This window comes from Pseudomonas sp. LBUM1670 (assembly GCF_059695695.1).
In genome coordinates, this window is record NZ_CP166783.1 from 3,009,694 (window position 1) to 3,026,277 (window position 16,584).

Consider the following 16,584-nt stretch of genomic DNA (forward strand, 5'->3'; position numbering starts at 1 on the left):
TGACCTCAGCGGCTACGCTGAAAGGCCACCGATAGAGCTAACAATCAGCCACCGAGTACCCGCATATGTCGATCTATGAACAAGGGCTAGGCCCTTCGGCTGTCAATCACATCGCCTTGTCTCCGCTCAGCTTCCTTGAGCGCACGGCCAACGTTTACCCCGACTACCCCGCCGTCATCCACGGCTCCATTCGCCGGACCTGGGCGCAGACCTACACCCGTTGCCGACGCCTGGCTTCGGCGCTGGCCGGTCGCGGCATCGGCAAGAACGACACCGTGGCGGTGATGTTGCCCAACATCCCCGAAATGCTTGAAGTGCATTTTGGCGTGCCGATGATCGGCGCCGTGCTCAACCCGCTCAACGTGCGCCTGGATGCCGAAGCCATTGCGTTCATGCTCCAGCATGGCGAGGCCAAGGTGCTGATCACCGACCGCGAGTTCCATGACGTGATTCACGCCGCCATCGGCATGCTGGATCACCCGCCGCTGGTCATCGACGTCAACGACCCGGAGTACGGCGAAGGCCAGGCCGTCAGCGATCTGGACTATGAAGCATTGCTGGCTGAAGGCGACCCGGCGTTCGCCTGGCAATGGCCGACCGACGAGTGGCAAGCCATCTCGCTCAATTACACCTCAGGCACCACCGGCAATCCGAAAGGCGTGGTCTATCACCACCGCGGCGCTTATCTGAATGCCTTGGGCAACCAGATGACCTGGGCGATGGGCAATCATCCGGTGTACCTCTGGACCCTGCCGATGTTCCATTGCAACGGCTGGTGCTACCCGTGGACCATCACCGCGCTGGCCGGGGTTCACGTGTTCTTGCGTCGGGTCGATCCGCAGAAAATCCTCACGCTGATCCGCGAACACCAGATCACCCATCTGTGCGGCGCGCCGATTGTGCTCAATGCGCTGGTCAACATGCCGGAATCGGCGAAAGCGGCCATCGATCACCCGGTCAACGCCATGGTCGCCGGTGCTGCGCCGCCGGCCAAAGTCATTGGCGCCGTGGAAGAAATGGGCATCAAGGTCACCCACGTCTACGGCCTGACTGAAACCTATGGCCCGGTGACCCTCTGCGCCTGGCATGCCGAATGGGATGAACTGCCGCTGGAACAACGGGCGCAGATCAAATCCCGTCAGGGTGTGCGCTACCCGACGCTCGAAGGTGTGATGGTCGGCGATTCGAAGACACTGGAGCCGACCCCGCGCGATGGCCAGACCATCGGTGAAGTGTTCATGCGCGGCAACACCGTGATGAAGGGCTACCTGAAAAACCCGACGGCCACCGCCGAAGCCTTCGAGGGTGGCTGGTTCCATACCGGCGACCTGGCGGTGTGTCATCCCGACGGCTATGTCGAGATCAAGGACCGCCTCAAAGACATCATCATTTCCGGTGGCGAGAACATTTCCACCATCGAACTCGAAGGCGTGCTCTATCGCCATCCGGGCGTGATGGAAGCCGCCGTGGTCGCCCGTCCCGATGAAAAATGGGGCGAAACGCCCTGCGCGTTCATCACGTTGAAGGCTGATCACCAGGACGTTCGCGAGGCCGACATCATCAGTTTCTGCCGCGAGCATCTGGCCGGTTTCAAAGTCCCGCGCACGGTGATTTTCACCCTGCTGCCGAAGACCTCCACCGGCAAGATCCAGAAGTACGTGCTGCGCGACAGGGCCAAGGCCCTCTAACCCTCACCCTCGTTTCACCTATCAGGCGGCAGGTGTTTTACCTGCCGCTTCGGGCTCGTGCAGGCCAAATTCGACCTGCCCTGCCCCCACACACCGACAACAAAAACAATGTGGAGCCCGCCATGATCGACATCCATGCAACCGATACCCAACGCTGCGAACGCATTCGGAGCAACCCGAAATTCCTTCAATTGGTCAGCAGTCGCTCGCGCCTGGCCTGGTCATTGAGTGCTGCCGTGCTGGGCACTTATTACCTGTTCATGCTCGTGGTGGCGTTTGCCCCGCAGTGGCTGCACGCACCGCTCGGCGAGCATCGGATGTTGACCCTGGGCATGCCGGTTGGCGCGGCGATCATTATTTTTTCCTGGCTGCTGACCGGCTGGTATGTCTACAGCGCCAACACGCGCTTCGATGCGCTGGGCGCCGCCATTCTTGAGGAGAGCAAGTGATGCGTAAACTCATCCTCGCCGCAGCGTGCCTATTGCCGGCCTCCGTTGCATTCGCCGCACCCGCGCTGGGCATCGTGGAAAAACAACCGCTGAACCTGCATGCGATCGGCATGTTTTTCCTGTTCGTCCTCGGCACGCTGGCCATCACCTGGTGGGCCGCACGCCAGACCAAATCCACGTCGGACTTCTACACCGCCGGCGGTGGCATCACCGGGTTTCAGAACGGCCTGGCGATTGCCGGTGACTACATGTCCGCCGCCACTCTGCTGGGGCTGTCCAGCCTGGTGTTCGCCAAGGGTTACGACGGTTTCATCTACACCATCGGCTTCTTTGTCGGCTGGCCGATCATCACCTTTCTGATGGCCGAGCGTCTGCGCAATCTGGGGCGCTACACCTTTGCCGACATCGTCTCCTATCGACTGGACCAGAACAAAGTACGGATCTTCGCCGCCTTCGGTTCGTTGACGGTGGTGTGCTGCTACCTGATCGTGCAGATGGTCGGTGCCGGCCAGTTGATCAAATTGCTGTTCGGCCTCGACTACCCCGTAGCGGTGATGATCGTTGGCGCGTTGATGCTGGTGTATGTGATTTTCGGCGGGATGATCGCCACCACCTGGGTGCAGATCATCAAGGCTGTGCTGCTGCTCGCCGGCGGCACGACCCTCGCGGTCATGGCTATGTCGCAGTTCGGTTTCAGCTACGAAACCCTCGCCACCAAAGCGGTCGAGGCGCATGCCAGCGGCTGGAACATCATGGGCCCCGGTTCAATGCTCGCCGACCCGATCAACACCGCTTCGATGTCCCTGGGACTGGTGTTTGGCATCGCCGGCCTGCCGCACATTCTGATGCGTTTCTTCACCGTGCCTAACGCCAAGGAAGCGCGTAAATCGGTGTTCTACGCCACCGGTTTCATCGGTTTCTTCTTCCTGGTGGTCTGCACCCTGGGCTTCGCCGCGATGGTGATTATCGGCACCGATCCGCAGTACTACGTCAACGGCCAGGTCGGCGGTGCCTTGATCGGTGGCGGCAACATGGTCGCGATGCACCTGGCTAAAGCCGTGGGTGGCAATCTGTTCTTCGGTTTCCTCTCGGCGGTGGCCTTCGCCACCATTCTTGCGGTGGTCTCCGGGTTAGCCCTGGCCGGCGCCTCGGCGATTTCCCACGATCTCTACGCCACGGTGTTCAAGAAAGGCAAAGCCACCCAGAAACAGGAAATGCGCGTGACCCGTCTGGCGACCGTGGGCCTGGGCATCATCGCGATCTTGCTGGGCATTCTGTTCGAGAAGATGAATGTCGCGTTCCTGGTCGGACTGACCTTCGGCATCGCCGCATCGACCAACTTCCCGGTACTGATCATGGCCATGTACTGGAAAGGCCTGACCACCAAAGGCGCGATCATCGGCGGTTTTGCCGGCCTGATCTGTGCGCTGGTGCTGGTGATCCTTTCCCCGGCTGTTTGGGTGACCGTGCTCGGTCATGCTCACGCGATTTTCCCTTACGACCACCCGGCCCTGTTTTCCATGCCGCTGGCGTTCCTGGTGATTGTCGTCGTCTCCCGACTCGACCGCAGCGTGCGGGCCGACAAGGAACGTGACGCCTACGCCGACCAGTTCGTGCGCGCCCAGACCGGCCTCGGTGCCGCCAGCGCTTCCAGTCATTGATCGAAGACACGGCGCGCCGTTGCGGCGCCGTGCACAACCGTCCTGTTGAGGTTCACGTTATGCACGAATTCAAAGCCCCCCTGCGCGACCTGCGCTTCGTCCTGCATGAAGTGTTCGATGCTCCGGCCCTGTGGGCGCGCCTGCCTGCCCTGGCTGACAACATCGATGCCGATATCGCCGACGCGATCCTTGAGGAAGCGGGGAAAGTCACCGCGCACTTGATCGCCCCCTTGAACCGCAGCGGCGACGAGGAAGGCGCGCAGTGGCATGAAGGTCAGGTCACCACGCCCATCGGCTTCAAACAGGCTTATGCCACGTACATCGAAGGTGGCTGGGTCGGCCTGTCCGGTAATGCCGAGTATGGCGGCATGGGCATGCCGAAGATGCTGGCCGTGCAGTTTGAGGAGATGCTCTACGGCGCCAATTCAAGCTTCGCGCTGTATTCGGCATTGAGTTCCGGTGCCTGCCTGGCACTGGATGCCCACGCCAGCGACACCTTGAAAGACCTTTACCTGCCGCCGATGTATGAAGGTCGCTGGGCCGGCTCCATGTGCCTGACCGAAGCCCATGCCGGCACCGATCTGGGGATCATCCGCACCCGCGCCGAACCTCGGGCCGACGGCAGTTTCTGCATCACCGGCAGCAAGATCTTCATCACCGGTGGCGATCAGGACCTGACTGAAAACATCGTCCATCTGGTGCTGGCAAAACTGCCCGACGCGCCGGCCGGACCGAAAGGCATCTCGCTGTTCGTGGTGCCCAAAATACGGGTGAATGCCGACGGTTCCCTCGGCGACGCCAACGCCGTGAGTTGCGGCTCGATCGAACACAAGATGGGCATCAAGGCCTCGGCCACCTGCGTGATGAATTTCGACGGGGCCAGCGGCTGGCTGGTGGGCGAAGCCAACAAAGGCCTCGCGGCGATGTTCACCATGATGAACTACGAACGCCTGTCCATCGGCATTCAGGGCATTGGCTGCGCCGAAGCGTCCTATCAGAGCGCCGTGGCGTACGCCCGTGAGCGTATTCAGAGCCGCGCCCCGACCGGCGCCATGGCCCCGGACAAAGTCGCCGATCCGATCATCGTTCACCCCGACGTGCGCCGCATGCTGCTCAGCATGAAAGCCATGACCGAAGGTGGCCGCGCGTTTGCCAGTTATGTCGGACAGCAGCTCGATCTGGCGAAGTTCTCCGACGATGCGCAAGAACGCGACACCGCCCAGACCCTGGTCGCCCTGCTGACACCGATTGCCAAGGCCTTCTTCACCGACACCGGCCTGGAAAGCTGCATCAACGGCCAGCAAGTGTTCGGCGGCCATGGCTATATCCGCGAATGGGGCCAGGAACAATTGGTCCGCGACGTGCGCATCGCACAGATCTACGAAGGCACCAATGGCATTCAGGCGCTGGACCTGCTCGGGCGCAAAGTGCTGGCTGACAACGGTGTCGCGCTGCGTCAGTTCACCGGCGAGATTCGTCATTTTGCCCATCAGCCTGACGCACCCTATGCCGCGCAACTGTTCGATGCCGTGCAGCGACTGGAAGGCCTGAGCGACTGGTTGCAGGACCGGGCGGCGACCAATCGCAACGAAGTTGGCGCCGCTTCCGTGGAATATTTGCACCTGTTCGGTTACGTCGCTTACGCCTGGCTGTGGGCGCGCATGGCGCAGGTTGCCCAGCAAAAACGCGGCGAAGACGAAGGGTTTTACGGGGCAAAGATCGCCACCGCCGACTTCTACATCCATCGCCTGCTGCCGCGCACTTTGAGCCTTGAACAGTCGATTCGCGCCGGCAGTGCCTCGTTGTTCGGTCTGAGCGCCGAGCAGTTTTAACGATTGAACCGCACGCGGCGCCACGCTCCTCTCTTTTCGGCGCCCGTGTTTTTTCCTGATAAGCCCTCGCCCGGTTGGCGAGGGCCGCGCAAGCCGTCATTCCATAATAAAAACAAAGGGGCTTCACCATGGATCGCAGCACCCGCATTCTCGCTACCCGACTGTTGCTGGCCGGCGGTGTCATCAGCCTCTCAGCCCCCGCCGCTGCTGACTTTATCAAGGACAGCAAGGCCAGCCTCGAGCTGCGTAACTTCTACTTCAACCGTGACTATCGTCAGGCCAACGCGGCGCAATCGAAACAGGAGGAATGGGCGCAAGGCTTCCTGTTGCGCTACGAATCCGGCTTCACCGATGGCCTGATCGGCGTCGGTTTCGATACGATCGGCCTGGTCGGCGTCAAACTCGACTCCAGCCCGGATCGCGCCGGTTCCGGTGTGCTCCAGCGTCATCGCGACACGCGCAAAGGTGCTCAGGACGAGTACGGTGAACTGGGCCTGGCCGCCAAAGTGCGCGCCTCCAAAAGCACGCTGAAACTCGGCACGCTGCTGCCCAAGCTGCCGACGGTGCTGGCCAACGATTCACGGCTGTTGCCGCAAACCTTCAAAGGTGGCCAGCTGACTTCGCTGGAAGTCGAGGGCCTGAGCGTTGATGCCGGACGACTGACGCAGGTCAACCAGCGTGACTCCTCGGACTATGAGGACATGGGCATCACCCGAACCGGCGCCAAGGGCATTACCAGCCGCCATCTGGATAGCGACAGCTTCGATTTCGCCAGCCTCAACTACAAATGGACCAGTAACCTCGCCACCGGTTACAGCTACGGTCACCTCGACAACTTCTACAGCCAACACCTGGTCAACCTGACCTACGTGTTGCCGGTCACCACCGGCCAGTCGTTGAAGACCGACCTGCGTTTCGCCCGCTCCACCGACGACGGCGGCAGCAATGTCGACAACAAGGCGATTGGCGCGATGTTCACCTACAGCCTCGGCGGGCATGCGTTCGGCTTGGGTTATCAAGGTATGAGCGGCGACACCGGGTATGCCTACGTCAATGGCACCGATGCGTTCCTGGTGAACTTCGTGCAGATTGGCGACTTCGCCAGCAAGGATGAAAAATCCTGGCAGGCCCGTTACGACTACAACTTTGCCGCGATGGGCGTGCCGGGCCTGACGTTTATGACGCGCTATATCAACGGGTCCGATATCGATCTGGGCAACAACCGCCCGGAAGGCAAGGAATGGGAGCGCGATACGGACATTGGCTATGTCGTTCAAAGCGGTCCACTGAAGAATGTCGGGGTGAAATGGCGTAATGCGACCGTTCGCTCGACCAACTTCGGCAGCGACCTTGATGAAAACCGTTTGATTGTCAGCTACACCTTGCCGATCTGGTAAGGCCATTCAGGGTTCCACCAGGGGACTCGCTTCACAGCGCAGTCCTCTGTTGTCTATTGGAGTTGTGGTGTGATGGCGGCCCTCATCGCGGGCAAGCCCGCTCCCACAGGGGTTCTCTGTGAATGCGGCATTTGTGAGCAACAGAGATCACTGTGGGAGCGGGCTTGCCCGCGAAGGCGGCCTCAAAAGCAATAAAGATGTCAGTCCTGGCTTCCCTCCCCCGACACCAACCCGTGGCAGTGGCCATAGTAGGTTAAGATGCCTGCAAACCAGGCTCGCCACGAGACGCCCCGCATGCCAGATAACAGTCGGAACACCCCCCGCCTGATCAAGAAGTACCCCAATCGCCGACTGTATGACACCCACACCAGCAGTCACCTGACTCTGGCGGACATACGCCAGTTGGTCGTCGACAAGATTGCGTTTCAGGTGGTCGATGCCAAGTCTGGCGAGGATCTGACTCGCAGCATCTTGCTGCAGGTGATTCTGGAAGCGGAAAGCGGCGGTGAGCCGATCTTCACCAGCGACATGCTGATGGGGATCATCCAGTTCTACGGTCCTTATCAAGGAGTACTGGGCAGCTACCTCGATAAAAGCATTCAGACCGTGATCGACATCCAGTCCCAGACAGGCGCGCAATCCTCCGAGGCCTGGAGCACTTTCATGCACCAGCAGGCGCCGGTCATGCAGGACCTGATGCGCCAGTATGTCGACCAGTCCAAAGCGCTCTACCTGAACACGCAAAACATGTTTGGCCTGTTCACCGGCAAACCAGAAAGCGAAAACGGCACGAAAAAAAATGGCGACGGGGAATAAACCCGTCGCCATCGGTGCTGCCGGCCTGATTTGGACTTACTTGTTACCGTTGGTTGCCTTGGCACCCGCTTCTGGCGCTGCTTTGGCGGCAGCGGCAGTGGCGGCGTCAAAATTGCTCTGAGCCACATCGGAAGCCTGTTTCACGGCTTTCTGTGCGCTATCAAACACCGTACCGGCATTCGCCAGGCCCGACTTGAATGCAGCCACTACAGGCTCGGAGCCGGCCGGTGCATTCTTGCTGATCGATTCAACAAACTCATTCACCTGCTGGGTGCCCGCCTCGACCTGACTTGACGTCAGTTTGGCGATGTCCGACTGCGTGCCCATGATCAGCGCCTGAACCTGACGATTGAACTCAGCCAGACGTTCAGCTTGCGCGCTCGGCTGGGTGAACGACGCCTGCAGGTCAGCGAAGCCCTGTGGATCGCGCACGGCGAGCAGCTTGCGAACGCCTTCGAAATGCTCTTCGGTGGAGTCACGCAGTGCCTTGAACTGCAACTGGCTCAGTTGCTCAACGCTGGCGAACACTTTGCCGCTGATTTGCTGCAACAGGTCGAGGTTGGCTTTCTGAGCGGTTTGCAGATTTTCCGGGTTGAAAAAAGACATGCTTGAATCTCCTGGTACGGGAAGGCCCGGATGGGCCTGAGGACGCGATAGCGATCCTGCCAGTCATCGCGCTGGTTTTGATATTGCAGTGCACAAAACTATTTGGCAACGGCTATTTTGTGCAGCGCACAATAAAGTTCGCTTCCTCGACTGATATTCCCTATACACTCGTGACAATCGAATGGCCGGCTTGGCTTCTATTAGTCAGGGCGACGTTCCCACGCATGGCGTCAGGAGTTCACGATGGGTCAGGAAGAAAATATTGCGCTGCAAGATGGATGGCTTTCAGCTCAGTCCGGTTTGTTCGAGCACCTGAACCATCTCCAGCGCCTCAACACCCTCAACGTTCTCGACGCCGCGCAACAGCGCCAGGCCAAAACCTACGCGCCTTCAAGCCTTGGGCTACTCACACAGCCGAACACCGCTGACTGGCAGGAATACGTCACCGATCTCGGCCAACGCAGCGTACTGTTCTGGGACACCTTGCGTCAGCGCGGTGACAACACCCTGGCCCACGAACGCGCCGGGTATCCGCTGCTGCTCAAGTTCAATCATGAAACCCTGGTCGCCGGCGAAGACCTGCTTCGCCCGGTCAACTACTCGTTGCTGCAGATCCTCGCGGGCCCCGGGCAACTGCTCGACAGCAAAAAACAGCCGGTGATCATCATTGACCCGCGCGGCGGTCACGGCTCGGGGATTGGCGGTTTCAAACAGGATTCGGTCATCGGCGAAAGCCTGCGCGCCGGCCATCCGACCTATTTCATCTCGTTCAGCCATTCGCCACGCCCGGGGCAAACCCTGGCGGACATCGTTGAAGCCCAGGCGCGGTTCCTCGAAGAGGTCAGCGCGCGACATCCCGCCAGCGCCAAACCCGTGGTGATCGGCAACTGCCAGGCCGGCTGGGCATTGATGGGCCTGGCGGCGACCCGGCCGGAACTGCCAGGACTGATCATCGTCAATGGCGCGCCTTTGTCGTACTGGGCCGGCGTCAATGGGCGCAATCCGATGCGTTACACCGGCGGTTTGCTGGGTGGCGGCTGGATGGCGCGCCTGGGCAGCGACCTGGGCAATGACCGTTTCGACGGCACCTGGCTGGTGAGCAATTTCGAAAGCCTCGACCCGGCCAACACCTGGTGGGGCAAGTACTACCACCTGTTCAGCGAAGTCGACAGCGAAGCCCCGCGCTTTCTGGATTTCGAACGCTGGTGGGGCAGCCCGACCCTGCTCAATGCTGAAGAGATCGAGATGATTGTCGACGATCTGTTCATCGGCAATCAGCTGTCCGGCGGCCTCGGGCGCAAGAGCAGCGGGCTCGACCTCAAACGCATCGAAGTGCCGGTGGTGGTGTTCTGCTCCTATGGCGACAACATCACCTCGCCGCAGCAGGCACTGGACTGGATCACCGACGTCTATCCCAGCGATTTCGCCCTGCAAAATGCCGGACGCACTATCGTTTACCTGCGGCACGCGAGCATCGGTCATCTGGGCATCTTCGTGTCCGGTGAAGTGGCGCGGCGTGAACACCGTGAGTTGCTGGGCGCGGTCGACGCGATCAATGAACTGCCGGGCGGACTCTATGAAATGCTCATCGATGACCTGCCGGAAAACCCGGATACGCAGTACGCCGTGCGTTTCGAGCCACGGCGTATCGCCGACATCCACGGCAAAGTGCAGCCATCCCGTGACGACGATCGCGAATTCGCGCTGGTCGAACGTGCCTCTGATTTCAACAATACGCTTTATGACGGATTTGTACGGCCGTGGTTGCGTCAGTTGATCAACGAGCCGATCGCCGAAATGATGCGCAAGGCACACCCGTTCCACCAGCAACAGGTGATGTGGAACAGTCTGAACCCGGCGCTCTGGTGGCTGGCAGGCAGTGCCGCTCAAGTGAGCAAGGATCGACATCCCGCCAGTCCGTCCAATCCGTTGCTGGCTTGGCAGGAACTGTTATCCAACCAGATACAGGACGCCTTGAATGGCTATCGGGACCTGCGTGATGCCGCTCAGGAGATGAGTTTTTACGGCGTGTATGGCGTCCTCAATAGCCTCGCCGGCAATACCCCGGGGCGAGATCTCCAGGCGCATGCCAAGCAGCACGATAAAGTCCTGACCGAACGCCTTCAGGACGCCCTGCCCCTTGGCGGTTTGATGGAAGCCTTGATCCGGATCCTATTCCTGCTGGGCCGCGACAGCGATGAACCGGGCAAGCAAAGCGTCGAGAAACTGATCGTGCAATTGCAAGTGCTGCTGCAGGACTACAGTGCCGAGCCACTGGACCTGCGCGAAACCCTTCGCCTGCAAAAACTGCTGGTCGCCACCCACCCGCAGGAAAGCCTGCACAGCTTGCCCCTGATGCTGGTTGAGGCCGAAGAACGCCAACAAGTGTTGGCGGCCGTCGCCAATTTGCTGCCGGAACTGCTGACCAGCGGCGCAGACAACCCGTTCTGGTGTGAATTGCACACGCTGCTCGATGTGCCGTTGCCGGGTTTCAGCCTGACCCAACCTCCGGGTGAAGCCGATGTTGTCATGGAGAAACCCCCGGCGATAACCCCGGAGCCGATCAAGCCGAAAACTCCGGTCGTCGTACCAGAGCCGATCAAGCAAATAGCCCCGGTCGTCGTCGCTGAGTCGATTACCCCGGTAACGCCGACAAAAACGCGCAAACCCGCCAAGGGCAAAAAAGGCGCGAAGAAACCTCCTGCACCATGATGAACAACCTGTGGGAGCGAGCCTGTGTGGCGAGGGAGCTTGCTCCCGCTGGGTCGCGAAGCGGCCCCAAAAGCTTTGCGACTGCTTCGCAGCCGAGCGGGAGCAAGCTCCCTCGCCACACAGGGTCGCTCCCACAGGGTATTCGCTGCTTACAAAATGGTGGACCAGGCTCAAGCGCTGACGAGCACCGCGTCACACCGGCGCGGCTTCCTCGATCTCAAACGATTCATCGGAGCGGTACTGCCCCGGTGTCATGCCAAACCAGCGGCTACAGGCTTTGTTGAAGCTGCTGTGATCATGAAAACCAAGGAGATACGCGACATGCTTCATGTTGAAGTGAGAATGACGCAGGTAGAAATCGGCCAATTGCCGACGCACCGCGTTCAGCACGTCCTTGAATTGTGTCCCTTCCTTTTCCAGCGCGCGTTGCAGCGTGCGCTTGCTGATGCTCAACGCCGCCGCGATCGATTCCATGTCGCACTGCCCCTGGCCCTGACTCAAGCGCTCGGTAATCAGCGCGCGAACCCGGCCGACAATGCAAAAACCAAACAGCAGGTCCAGTTGCGCCTCGGCACAACTGTCATGCAGCACCGCCAACGCTTCGTTGGCCATGCTCAAAGGCCGCATCAGCTCCTCCCCGTCAAACAAAATGCTGTCGTAAGGCGCGTCGAAATGCAGATTGCAGCCAAACAGCCGTCGATGCTCGGAGATGTCTTCAGGTTTGGGATAGGTGAACTCGACACTCAAGGGTTGCGGTGCGTTGCCGCCCGACAGCTTGCGACAGAAACCCAGCAACGACGCCAGCGCGGCATCGGTGTACTGGCGCGGTTTGACCGATCCCTGCTGCTGATGGTCGAGCCCGGACAGACGGTAATGTTGCTGTTCCGAAGTGAAGAAAAGGCTGAACCCGGTGCCAATCAACGGACTGAAACGGACCAGGCGTTCAAGGGCTTTTTTCAGATTCAGGCTGGACATCATGGTGTAGCCGACGATCTGAAAGCTGCCGGGGTGGAAACTGCCATAAGCCCGTAAGCCAATGTCGGGATCGCCCGAGGCCTCAGTGGCCAGTTCCCAGAGTCGATAGATGGCCTTTCGCTCGCAAAACGCTCCTGGTTTGTTTGCGAGATTGATGTCTAGTCCAGCCTCCCGACACAGACTGGCAACATCCAGTCCTTGAGCCGAGAGCGTATTTACCAGCACGCTGGCATAGCCTGAACTCATTCTATACATGGCGTCCTCAATGACCTGTGGAACCGAACATCCTGTCCGGAGCCATGATTGATCTGCGCTGAATCAAAATTCTAACGGGTTGTTTCGTTGCCAATATTGACCCCAGTATAGGTAATCCTCACTTTTAGCCAGTCATTCGTCGCCCAGTAGCCGCTAAACCGCGCATGGCACCGTTGGACACCACACCGTCACCTCCCAACACTTCCGCATCCCCCGCCAATACCGAACAATCCCCCATCTTGCAGCGCAAAATACAAAAAGGAACGGAGCTTATGAAGTCGCTTGGTCGTATTGCGTTGGTCACGGGTGGTATGGGTGGGATTGGCACGGCGATAAGCCAGCGCCTGTACAAAGAAGGATTCAAGGTCATCGTCGGTTGCAGCGCTGATTCCGCCCGCAAGGACGACTGGATAGCCACTCAACTGGCGGCGGGTTTTCAGTTCGAGTGCATCTACGGCGACATCACCGATTGGGAGTCAACGCGCAAGGCCTTCGAGATGGCGCGGGAACAATTCGGCCCGATCGATGTACTGGTCAACAACGCCGGCATCACGCGTGATGCCTCCTTTCGCAAGCTGACGCCCGAGGACTGGAATGCGGTCATCGGCACCAACCTGAGCGGCATGTTCAACACCACCAAGCAGGTGATTGAAGGGATGTTGGCCAAGGGCTGGGGACGAGTGATCAATATCTCCTCGATCAACGGTCAGCGCGGCCAGTTCGGCCAGACCAACTACAGCGCAGCCAAAGCCGGCGTCCACGGTTTCACCATGGCACTGGCACGGGAAGTGTCCGGAAAGGGCGTGACCGTCAACACCGTCTCCCCAGGCTACATCCAGACCAGCATGACCGCGGCCATCCGCCCGGACATCCTCGACACTATGATTGCGGCCACCCCGGTCGGGCGCCTCGGCCAACCCGAAGAAATCGCTTCGATCGTTGCCTGGCTGGCTTCCGATGAATCGGGCTACAGCACCGGCGCCGACTTCTCGGTGAACGGCGGCATGAACATGCAGTAGACCGATCAGGGCAAGGAGGCCCTGCTCCCGCTCGACAACATTTTAATGAGGTCACGCATGAACGAAGTCGTAATCGTTGCCGCTACTCGTACCGCCATTGGCAGTTTCCAAGGTGCCTTGTCCGCGATTCCAGCCCCCGAACTGGGCGCCGCAGTGATTCGCCGTCTGCTGGAAGAGACCGGTCTGGACGGCGCGCAGATCGATGAAGTGATCCTCGGCCAGGTCCTCACCGCAGGCTCGGGACAAAACCCGGCACGCCAGACGGCGATCAAGGCTGGCCTGCCCTTTACCACCCCGGCCCTGACCCTGAACAAGGTCTGCGGCTCGGGCCTCAAGGCAGTGCAACTGGCTGTTCAGGCGATCCGTTGCGGCGACGCCGAACTGGTGATTGCCGGCGGTCAGGAAAACATGAGCCTGGCGCCTTATGTGCTGCCCAAGGCACGCACCGGCCTGCGTCTGGGCCATGCGCAATTGCAGGACAGCGTGATTCAGGACGGTTTGTGGGACGCCTTCAACGACTACCACATGGGCATCACCGCTGAGAATCTGGCCACTCAGTACAGCCTCAGCCGCGAAGATCAGGACGCCTTCGCCGCCGCCTCGCAACAGAAAGCTGCCGCCGCCATCGAAGCGGGCTACTTCAAACGTGAAATCACGCCGATCCTGATCCCTCAGCGCAAGGGCGATCCGCTGGTTTTCGACACAGATGAACAACCGCGCCCGGGCAGCACGCTGCAAGCGTTTAGCAACCTGAAACCGGCGTTCCAGAAAGACGGCAGCGTGACCGCCGGCAACTCGTCGACCCTCAACGATGGCGCCGCCGTGTTGCTGCTGGCCAGCGCCGCCAAGGCCCAGGCCCTCGGCTTGCCGGTTTTGGCACGCATCAAGGCTTACGCCAGCGCCGGCGTGGACCCATCCATCATGGGCATCGGCCCAGTGCCGGCCACCCGTCTGGTGCTGGAGAAAGCCGGCTGGAGCCTGGACGACCTCGACCTGATCGAAGCCAACGAAGCGTTCGCCGCGCAATCACTGGCGGTCGGCAAAGAACTGGGCTGGGACACCCGCAAGGTCAACGTCAACGGTGGCGCGATTGCGCTGGGTCATCCGATCGGCGCGTCGGGCGCGCGGATTCTGGTGTCGCTGGTGCACGAACTGATTCGCCGTGACGGCAAAAAAGGCCTGGCCACGTTGTGCATCGGCGGCGGCCAAGGCGTCAGCCTGGTCATCGAACGATAAGAAGAAACACAGGACTGCTTGCTTGACTGCTGACGCGGCGCCGAATTCCGGCGCCGCGGTTTTTTTCTGCCCGGTTTACTGATGTGGGCAAGGAGTTCCATGGACACTAACGCGCACACCTTCAACACCTACTGGTCTGGCCAGGTTCCGTTCATTGCCTCCTTTGCAGTGCAACAATTGCGATTATGGGTCAGCACCAATCCGTGGTTCACCGGACAAAAATACAATGATTGGTTCGACCTGCCACGCAGCACTCTGGACAGCCTTCAATCGGACTATCAAGTGCAATGGGCGGACCTCGGCCAACGCTTGATGAGCGGCCAGCCCTTCACCTTTGAAGATCGACGTTTCTCCAGTGGCAACTGGAGCGAGCCGCTGTTTGGCTCCCTCGCCGCGTTTTACCTGCTCAACGCTGGGTTCCTGCTCAAACTGCTCGACAAACTGCCGATCAAAGACAAGAAACCCCGCCAGCGCCTGCTGTACCTCGTGGAGCAAGCCATCGCCGCGGGTGCGCCGAGCAATTTTCTGGCGAGCAATCCCGATGCTCTGCAGCGAGCCGCAGACACGCAAGGCGGCAGCCTGCTCACGGGCCTGTTGCACCTGGCCAGCGACCTGCAGGAAGGCAAGATGCGTCAGTGCGACAGCGGCGCCTTCAAGGTCGGAGTCGATCTGGCCAGCACACCCGGTGAAGTGGTATTCGAGAACGAACTCTTCCAGTTGATCCAGTACTACCCCCAAAGCGAAACCCAGTACCGGCGCCCGGTGTTCATCGTCCCGCCGTCGATCAACAAGTACTACATCCTCGACCTGCGCCCGGACAACTCGATGGTTCGCCATCTGTTGCAACAAGGTCATCCGGTGTTTCTGATGTCGTGGCGTAACTTCGACCAGGCACACGCTGACACCAGCTGGGATGACCTGATCGAAACCGGCATCATCAAAGGCCTGCACGTCACCCGTGAAATCAGCGGCGAGCAACGGCCCAACTGCGTCGGTTTCTGCATTGGCGGCACGTTGCTGAGCACCGCGCTGGCGATGCTGGCGGCTCGCGGTGATCGTGAGATCGCCAGCGTCAGCCTGCTGACCACGTTCCTCGACTACCTCGACACCGGCCCCATCGACATCTTCGTCGACGAGCAACTGGTGGCTTACCGCGAGCGCACCATCGGTGGCGTTGACGGCCCCATCGGCCTGTTCAAGGGCGAGGACATGGGCAACACCTTCTCACTGTTGCGCCCCAATGACTTGTGGTGGAACTACAACGTCGACAAGTACCTCAAGGGCCAGAAACCGATTGCCCTCGACCTGCTGTTCTGGAACAACGACAGCACCAACCTTCCCGGCCCGATGTATTGCTGGTACTTGCGCCACACCTATCTGCAGAACGATCTGAAATCCGGCGAGCTGGACTGCTGCGGGGGCAAGCTCGACCTGCGCGCCATCGACGCGCCGGCGTACATCCTCGCCACCCATGACGATCACATCGTGCCGTGGCGAAGCGCCTACGCCAGCACCGAACTGCTGTCCGGCAGCAAGCGCTTCGTGCTGGGCGCTTCGGGGCATATTGCCGGGGTCATCAACCCGCCCGCCAAGGAAAAGCGCCATTACTGGACCAATAACCGGGTCACGAAAAACCCGGATACCTGGTTCAAGAATGCCGAGCAACATCCCGGCAGCTGGTGGAATGACTGGTTCGCCTGGCTGGCCGAACACGCCGGTGAACGCCAGCCTTCGGCGCTGCACACCGGCAATGCGCAGTACCCTGCACTGGAATCGGCACCCGGTCGTTACGTGATGCAATGATGGGCCTCACACACAGGACACGGGCCAGGCGCTGGCCGGCGCCATTGAACAGCGCTCAGGCGGGCGATGATATCGACCGGGTTTATGTGGTTATCGAATATCCGCTTAACTTCGGTCCTTTCTGATCAACATCGG

The 16,584-nt window shown here is 60.2% G+C and carries 12 protein-coding genes; 10 read left to right on the top strand and 2 right to left on the bottom strand.

Features of this window, described 5'->3' with window-relative positions; translation table 11 throughout:
- Nucleotides 1–65: 65 nt before the first annotated feature.
- From ACA073_RS13665 to phaR, 6 genes are all read left to right on the top strand, one after another.
- The gene (locus ACA073_RS13665) at nucleotides 66–1,688 is read left to right on the top strand and encodes an acyl-CoA synthetase (RefSeq protein ID WP_497396835.1); all 1,623 of its coding nucleotides are present in this window, start codon (nucleotides 66–68) and stop codon (nucleotides 1,686–1,688) included.
- Nucleotides 1,689–1,810: 122 nt separating this feature from the next.
- Complete coding sequence (locus tag ACA073_RS13670; protein ID WP_253428087.1) at nucleotides 1,811–2,137, top strand: DUF485 domain-containing protein; 327 nt, start codon at nucleotides 1,811–1,813, stop codon at nucleotides 2,135–2,137.
- A complete protein-coding gene (locus ACA073_RS13675) occupies nucleotides 2,137–3,798 on the top strand; it encodes a cation acetate symporter (RefSeq protein ID WP_497396837.1) in 1,662 nt (553 codons plus the stop codon). Before ACA073_RS13670 ends, ACA073_RS13675 begins: the two co-directional genes overlap by 1 nt.
- 59 nt (nucleotides 3,799–3,857) lie before the next feature.
- The gene (locus ACA073_RS13680) at nucleotides 3,858–5,630 is read left to right on the top strand and encodes an acyl-CoA dehydrogenase C-terminal domain-containing protein (RefSeq protein WP_497396838.1); all 1,773 of its coding nucleotides are present in this window, start codon (nucleotides 3,858–3,860) and stop codon (nucleotides 5,628–5,630) included.
- A gap of 128 nt (nucleotides 5,631–5,758) precedes the next feature.
- On the top strand, nucleotides 5,759–7,027 hold the full coding sequence (locus ACA073_RS13685; protein ID WP_497396840.1) for an OprD family porin: 1,269 nt from the start codon (nucleotides 5,759–5,761) through the stop codon (nucleotides 7,025–7,027).
- A 294-nt stretch (nucleotides 7,028–7,321) separates the two neighbouring features.
- On the top strand, nucleotides 7,322–7,843 hold the full coding sequence (gene phaR, locus ACA073_RS13690; RefSeq protein ID WP_497396842.1) for a polyhydroxyalkanoate synthesis repressor PhaR: 522 nt from the start codon (nucleotides 7,322–7,324) through the stop codon (nucleotides 7,841–7,843).
- Between the two features lie 36 nt (nucleotides 7,844–7,879).
- On the opposite strand, the gene phaP is transcribed toward phaR, so the two are convergent.
- Entirely contained in the window at nucleotides 7,880–8,449 is a 570-nt protein-coding gene (gene phaP / locus ACA073_RS13695; RefSeq protein WP_497396844.1) for a TIGR01841 family phasin, read from the bottom strand.
- Between the two features lie 243 nt (nucleotides 8,450–8,692).
- On the opposite strand from phaP, the gene ACA073_RS13700 reads away from it, so the two are divergent.
- Nucleotides 8,693–11,161 (top strand): DUF3141 domain-containing protein, encoded by a 2,469-nt coding sequence (locus ACA073_RS13700; protein WP_497396846.1) that lies wholly within the window; start codon nucleotides 8,693–8,695, stop codon nucleotides 11,159–11,161.
- Between the two features lie 192 nt (nucleotides 11,162–11,353).
- Here ACA073_RS13700 and ACA073_RS13705 read toward each other — a convergent pair whose 3' ends face one another.
- A complete protein-coding gene (locus tag ACA073_RS13705) occupies nucleotides 11,354–12,391 on the bottom strand; it encodes an AraC family transcriptional regulator (protein WP_497396848.1) in 1,038 nt (345 codons plus the stop codon).
- Between the two features lie 272 nt (nucleotides 12,392–12,663).
- Here ACA073_RS13705 and phbB point away from each other — a divergent pair, with 272 nt between their 5' ends.
- The 3 genes from phbB (at nucleotide 12,664) to phaC (ending at nucleotide 16,449) form a co-directional block, all read left to right on the top strand.
- On the top strand, nucleotides 12,664–13,410 hold the full coding sequence (gene phbB, locus ACA073_RS13710; protein WP_497396850.1) for an acetoacetyl-CoA reductase: 747 nt from the start codon (nucleotides 12,664–12,666) through the stop codon (nucleotides 13,408–13,410).
- Between the two features lie 57 nt (nucleotides 13,411–13,467).
- Nucleotides 13,468–14,646 (top strand): acetyl-CoA C-acetyltransferase, encoded by a 1,179-nt coding sequence (locus ACA073_RS13715; protein ID WP_497396852.1) that lies wholly within the window; start codon nucleotides 13,468–13,470, stop codon nucleotides 14,644–14,646.
- A 99-nt stretch (nucleotides 14,647–14,745) separates the two neighbouring features.
- Nucleotides 14,746–16,449 (top strand): class I poly(R)-hydroxyalkanoic acid synthase, encoded by a 1,704-nt coding sequence (gene phaC, locus ACA073_RS13720; protein WP_497396854.1) that lies wholly within the window; start codon nucleotides 14,746–14,748, stop codon nucleotides 16,447–16,449.
- Nucleotides 16,450–16,584 lie beyond the last annotated feature (135 nt).